This is a genomic window from Tenacibaculum aquaeponti, assembly GCF_057221555.1.
The window spans coordinates 873,464-880,000 of sequence record NZ_CM170147.1 but is presented as its reverse complement, the minus strand read 5'-3'; the positions used below and the strand labels follow the sequence as shown (position 1 = coordinate 880,000).

General features: G+C 27.9%; 6 protein-coding genes and 1 rRNA gene (1 of these 7 running past the window's edge). 4 read left to right on the top strand and 3 right to left on the bottom strand.

The window, feature by feature from the left end; all coding sequences use genetic code 11:
• Nucleotides 1–101: ribosomal RNA gene (gene rrf, locus AC2TEO_RS03995) — 5S ribosomal RNA — on the top strand (it extends 8 nt beyond the left edge of the window).
• Between the two features lie 249 nt (nt 102–350).
• On the top strand, nt 351–854 hold the full coding sequence (locus AC2TEO_RS03990; protein WP_442266871.1) for a DinB family protein: 504 nt from the start codon (nt 351–353) through the stop codon (nt 852–854).
• On the opposite strand, the gene AC2TEO_RS03985 is transcribed toward AC2TEO_RS03990, so the two are convergent.
• Complete coding sequence (locus AC2TEO_RS03985; protein WP_442266870.1) at nt 841–1,800, bottom strand: glycosyltransferase family 2 protein; 960 nt, start codon at nt 1,798–1,800, stop codon at nt 841–843. The two genes, AC2TEO_RS03990 and AC2TEO_RS03985, sit on opposite strands and share 14 nt — an antisense overlap.
• Before the next feature lie 63 nt (nt 1,801–1,863).
• On the opposite strand from AC2TEO_RS03985, the gene AC2TEO_RS03980 reads away from it, so the two are divergent.
• Both AC2TEO_RS03980 and AC2TEO_RS03975 read left to right on the top strand, forming a co-directional pair.
• Nucleotides 1,864–3,912, top strand: coding sequence for a tetratricopeptide repeat protein (locus AC2TEO_RS03980; protein WP_442266869.1), 2,049 nt, complete (start codon nt 1,864–1,866; stop codon nt 3,910–3,912).
• Nucleotides 3,912–4,505 carry a class I SAM-dependent methyltransferase gene (locus AC2TEO_RS03975; protein ID WP_442266868.1) on the top strand — a complete coding sequence of 198 codons (594 nt, stop codon included), beginning with the start codon at nt 3,912–3,914 and terminating at the stop codon, nt 4,503–4,505. The genes AC2TEO_RS03980 and AC2TEO_RS03975 overlap by 1 nt, the downstream gene beginning before the upstream one ends.
• Here the strand turns inward: AC2TEO_RS03975 and AC2TEO_RS03970 are convergent.
• Together AC2TEO_RS03970 and AC2TEO_RS03965 are read right to left on the bottom strand one after the other, a co-directional pair.
• Nucleotides 4,502–5,296, bottom strand: coding sequence for a glycosyltransferase (locus AC2TEO_RS03970; RefSeq protein WP_442266867.1), 795 nt, complete (start codon nt 5,294–5,296; stop codon nt 4,502–4,504). The genes AC2TEO_RS03975 and AC2TEO_RS03970 overlap by 4 nt on opposite strands.
• Nucleotides 5,297–5,322: 26 nt before the next feature.
• Nucleotides 5,323–6,453: a T9SS type B sorting domain-containing protein gene (locus tag AC2TEO_RS03965; RefSeq protein WP_442266866.1), complete on the bottom strand. Its 1,131-nt coding sequence runs from the start codon at nt 6,451–6,453 to the stop codon at nt 5,323–5,325.
• Nucleotides 6,454–6,537: the final 84 nt, after the last annotated feature.

Sequence of the window (6,537 nt, the reverse complement as noted above, 5' to 3'; positions counted from 1 at the left end):
TTATAGCAATGGGGCTCACCTCTTACCATTCCGAACAGAGAAGTTAAGCCCATTAGCGCCGATGGTACTGCCACTGGTGGGAGAGTAGGTCGTCGCCTTTCTTTTAAACAAAAATCCGATTAGTTTTTTACTAATCGGATTTTTTGTTTTTTAATATTTATTATAAATATTAAAATAGATATTATTAAATTTTTCCTAGTTTATAAATATGCTATTAAGCTTATTTATCTGGTCTTTTAAGAAAATATAATAAAGAATTCTTTTTTAATATGTTTTAATATTGATGTTAAAGGTTTAAATTATATTTAAAATTATTTTTTGAATTAAAAAATAATTAAGATTTTTGATCAATGATTGATGCGATAGAGAAAAATCTTCAAAGAGGTATAAAGTTATTAAATTCCATATCTGATAAGCAATATAGTGACTGTTCAGTACCTCCATATTATTCAAGTATAGGAAATAATATGAGACACGTTTTAGATGTTTTTTCATGTATTTTTAAAGGATTAGATAAAGGTAAAATTGATTTTTCTGATAGAGAGAGAAACGAATTAGCTCAATTAAAAACTGAAGCTGGTATATTATATTTTACAGATGTAATTAACGAACTTCGTTCTTTAAATAAAAATGATTTTGATAAAATAGTTCAAGTCACTGATGATTTAGGCAATGGTAAAATCACCACCAATTATACATTATCCAGTGCTTTAGTTCAAGCACATAGCCATGCTATTCATCATTATGCGAGTATTGGTTTCATTATTGAAAAACTAGGTATAGAATTACCAGATAATGATTTTGGTTATAATCCAACAACTCCACGAAGTGAAAAAAAAATTAAGAGTTTTTAGGAGCATTGGTAATATCTATCTGAATTGCTTGTAAAAGTAATTGAAAACCTAAAATTATAGATAAAGTAATAATCATAATAGTTCCGGTAGGTGTAAATGTATTATTAGAACTATGAATAATCCATGTTTTAAGCCCAAATACTATTCCGAAAATAAATAAAGGAACCCCTATTAATAAATAAACTGATCCAATATTAAAATCATATAAAAAATAACGTTTTACTATTCGTTTGAAAAATGTTACAGTTAAATTTTTTGAAAAAATATAAAGCATTTTAAAAACATTCATATTGGATTTTTCATCTCCATATATAGCAGGCATAGCAATATCAATTATTTGGGCATTCTGAAAATAAAATTCTGCTAATAATGAAGTTTCAAAAAAATATCTATTATGAATTTTAAAAAAGTCAACTTCTCTTAAAATACTTGTTTTTATTGCTAAAAAACCATTTGTTGGATCAAAATTATGCCAATAACCTGTAGCAGCTTTTGTTAGAAAAGAAATACCTAAATTTCCAAATTTTCTCACAAAAGGCATAGCTTTTAGAGCTTTTAAATCTTTAAATCTATTTCCTTTCGTTATTACTGATTTGTTTTCTATAAGTGGATTTAATAAATCAGGAAGATAATTTAAATCCATTTGATCATCAGCATCAACCTTAATAACAATATCGAATTCATTCTCTAAGGCGTACTCAAATCCTTTTTTTGTTGCTCCACCAACACCTAAATTAATTTCATTTTTTAGAGAGATGAATTCAATTTTATTAGAAAGAATTGTTGCTATTTCTTTTTCAGGTAAAGGTTCTTTACCACAATCGTCAACAATTATAACAGAATGAATATAGCCTGGAATTTTAGAAACGACCCTAGTGATTTGCTTTGAAGCATTATAATAAGGAATTATTATAGCTATTTTATGATTTGAAAAATTGGAATTCATCTGATAAATTATAGACTAAAATTTAGTAATTTGGATTTATAATAACTAATATAGATTATTTTTATGAATGTTAAGAAAAGAAACATTTTAATATTATCAGGAATTCTGTTTATAGTCTTACTAATTACATATTCTAATCATTTTAAAAATGGATTTCATTTCGATGACAGTCATACGATTGTAAATAATGTAAATATTAGAAGTATTGAGAATATCCCCAAATTTTTTGTTGATACAAAAATGGTAAGTTCTTCTAAAGATCATTGGGGTTTGAGACCAGTAGTGACAACTACATTAGCTATAGATTATTGGATTGCGGGAGGATTAGACCCTTTTTATTTTCATTTATCAACGTTTATTGTATTTATATCACTTTTAGTGTTGATGTTTTTTATGTTTAAAAAAATAACAACTAATGTAATTCAACACAAGTGGATGGAATACATTTGTTTGTTAGCAGTGGGTTGGTTTGGTATACATACAGTAAATGCCGAAACTATTAATTACATTATTTCGAGATCAGATGTTTTATCAACTTTTTTCATTGTAGTTTCTTTTAGTCTATTCATATTAAAACCTAGTACAAGAAAAAATTACTTATATATTATTCCGGCTATGATTGGAGTATTAGCGAAAGAAACAATTATAGTATTACCAATGCTGTTGTTTGTATATATATTCTTTTTTGAAAAAGATAAGTCTGTAATTGATTTTTTCAAGCTTAAGAACGTAAAAACCTCTTTAAATATAGTTTTAGCGTTAATTCCTTTAATTATTGGTATTGTTATAGTTCAATCCTATACATTAATAAAAACTGGGTCTATTGCAGGCTTATCAAATAATTTGGGTCATTATATTCAAACTCAGCCTTTTGTTTGGTTTCATTATTTCGTAAGCTTTTTCTTACCATTTAGTTTAAGTGGAGATACTGATTGGACTGTTATTCCTAATTTTTTTGATGATAGAATTATCGCAGGATTATTGTTTTTAATAGCTTTAATATATATAACCGTTAAAACTTCTTTACAAAAAAGAACACGACCAATTTCTTTTGGATTACTTTGGTTTATGTTTGCTTTATTACCAACTTCACTAGCACCACTTTCCGAAGTTATGAATGATCATAGAATGTTTTTTCCATTTATCGGATTAACTTTTAGTATTACTTATGCAATTGGTTTATATGTTTTAAAGTTTGAAAATGAATTAAACAGGTCTTTATGGAAAATAAATATTGTTAGAGCTGGGATTTTTGTCGTTTTATTTTCTTTTGCTTACGGGACTTACCAAAGAAACAAAGTTTGGTTAAACGATGAAACATTTTGGTATGACGTAACTCAGAAAAGTCCTAAAAACGGACGTGGTTTGATGAATTACGGTCTTACTCAAATGGCAAAAGGAAATTATCCAGAAGCATCAAGTTATTTCAATAGAGCTCTTAAAATCTATCCAAATTATTACACACTTCATATTAATTTAGGAATTCTTAATTCGGCAACAAAAAATTATAAAAAGGCAGAAGAGTTTTTTAACTCAGCTATAGCGTTAAAACCTAATGATGACTTACCTTATTACTATTACGCAAGAGAATTGAGTAAGAAAGGTGATGTAGAGAAAGCGATGGTATATGGAGAAAAAGCAATTCAGTTAAATCCCTACAATTTAGCAAATAGACATTTACTTATTAGAACTTATTATAGCTTAGAGGAATGGACTAAGTTAAATGATTTAGTAAATAAGACACTAACTATTTTACCGAATGACAAAGTAGCTCTTGATCATAAAGACTTAGCGAAAAATAAAAAAGATAAATTAACTGTGATGGCAGAGGAGGCAGAAATAAATCCTACTGCGGGGAAGTATTTAGAATTAAGCTTGTTATATTACAATAGAGGGATGTTTAATGAGTGTATAAAAACCTGTGAAAAGGCACTTGATTTAAAACCTGATTTTTATCAAGCCTATAATAATATTTGTAGTTCGTACTCATCTATGAAACAATACGAGAAAGCAATAGAAGCTTGTGAAAAGGCTATAGAAATAGCTCCAGATTTCGTTTTGGCTAAAAACAACTTAAATTATGCGAAAAACCAATTAAAACTTCAGAAGTAATGAGTAAAAACACAATTGATAAAGATTATACAGAAAGATTAGTGGACAAACAGTTTGTATGGTGGAAAACATTGTTAGATGTTCAAAGGCCATACAGGTATAATATTAATAAATTAGACTTAGGTTTTACCTTAGATATTGGTTGTGGAATTGGAAGAAATTTACTTCATATTAAAGGAAATGGAGTAGGAGTAGATCATAATAAAGATTCGGTAGCTATTTGTAAAGAAAAAGGGCTAACAGCTTTTACAAATGAAGAATTCTTATCTTCAGAGTATTGTAAAGAAAAATCTTATGATTCGATATTGTTGGCTCACGTTGCTGAACATATGACTGAAGAACAAGCTTCAGATTTATTAAAAGAGTATTTACCATTTTTAAAAGATAATGGGAAAATAGTTGTAATTACGCCTCAAGAAGCTGGTTATGCATCAGATCAAACACATGTACAGTTTACAGATTTTGAAGTTATAAAAAGAATATTTTCGACAATAGGAGTGGAGAATAAGAAGTTTTATTCATTCCCTTTTCCGAGATTTGTTGGTAAGTTTTTTAAGTATAATGAGTTTATATCTGTAGCTCAGAAAAACTAAACGATATTATCTTTATGTCCGAAAGAATAAAAACGCATTAATAATTTAGCAAAACCTTTTCCCCAAATATTTTTAAAAACTTCAAACTCTTCTTGTTCTCGAACTCCAGAGTTTAATGAAACAGATGTTTCTGAGCTTTCGTGAATTCTGTGTTGAATTAGTTTTTTATTAATAAAAGTGAAGCTCCCTTTTTCTTTAGCTAGTTCTAACCAGGCTATCCAATCTAAAACACATTTGTGATTGGGAGAAAACAAACTGTCAGGTTCTTTTATGTTTTTTAAATTTAAAGTTACAGAAGGACAACAAATAGCATCACCAAAAATTAGAATACTTTTCTTAAAAAAATGACGGTGATGAGTTTTTTTAATTAAAAAAGGAAGGAGTAGCGTTTTTTTTATAAAATAATTTAGAGAGTTACTTCTAATTTCATTGCCAATCAAATCATTATAATCAGTAAAAAATAATAAAGAATTTTCTTGTTTGCACGAAGCTTTTAAAATATTCTCGGTGTATTTATCCTCGTATATATCGTCTTGATGAGCGATCGTGGCTAATTTAGTCTTAACTTTAGACAACGCAAAATTCCAATCGTTTCCTATACCGAACTTTCCATTGTTATTAACAAAATACGGAATGCTATATTTATGGGCTACACGTCTAGTTTGTTCAGTAGGTGTAGAAGTGGTAATAATAATATTACTTGGTATAGTTTGTTTTTTTAAATTTAAAATGCAAGATTCTAAAAATGGAGATTCTTTATATGTTGGTATGACGAATGTATGATCTATCAAGAAAAAAGTTTATTCAAAAATAATAATTAATAATTAATATAAATCCAACCTTTTCTTGAGTTATTAATACTATCATTACCAAATTCAAGAGTATAAAAATATGTGCCAACGGGTAATTTTTTACTTGCTTTAATAGTTGCTCTACCGTTAGAAATAGCTTCCCAATTATTCTTGTAATTTGTTGCTTTAAATACAATATTTCCCCAACGATTAAATACCGTTAATTTGTTTTTACGATATAATTCAAGACCTTCAAAAACCAAAGCATCATTTACATCATCCTCATTAGGAGATATTAAATAATTATCGCTTCCTAGTTCTATATCAGAGAAAATAGACCCTATTGTAATTATTTCATATTCATTAGGAATAAATTCGTTTGAAGTAATTTTTCCATTATTTAAATCTCCAGAAACATTAGTGTTACCTAAATCTATCCATTTTTGTTCAGATTTACTCCAACCAACTACTCTAAGGAAATTTAAAACAGGCGAGATATTTTCAATTGAACTAAAAGTATCCCAAGTTAAAGTGACAGTAGTTTTATTATCTCCATCTAAATCCCAAAATTCATAAGTACTGATGTTTTTTAAAAAAACTTGTTTTTCTCCTGTCGTAAAAGTTTCTGAAAATGTTGATGGAGAATTAGGGTCTTCAAAAAAGTAAGCACCATTAAAATAAGTTTCAGTGTTTTGATTGGGTGTAATCATTGGTCTGAATCTATTATCATCACCAATAGGAAAAATAAATTCATTATTCCCAGTTATAGATGCATAACCATCTGTATGTCTATCATCATCTTCTCCAACGTAAAAATCGTGTCTAATAAAATCTAAAGAAACAGGTATTGTATTTCTTGGAGTTAGTACTTTTCCATTAACATATTCTAACTCGTTTTTTATACCTAAAGAAGTATTTAATTGTAAATCATTAATAGCGTCAATTTCAACATTATTAAAGACTGGCCTGTTTTTTCCTGATACTATACGAGTTTCATTATCGCTGTAAAAACCTGTAAAACCAAGGTTGTTTTCAAATTGTCCATCATTAATTAAATCTGTATGAAAACCTATTTCAGCTCCATTGTGCATTTGAATATTTCCAAAATTTTTCAGAGCAGTTTGGCCATTAATTACTACTGCCGTTAAAAACAGCATAAGGGAAAGAATTCTCATTATTCCTATTGGGATTTACTTACTACTTACTTACAATCTATTAGTTTTCTTTTGCAAATGATCATT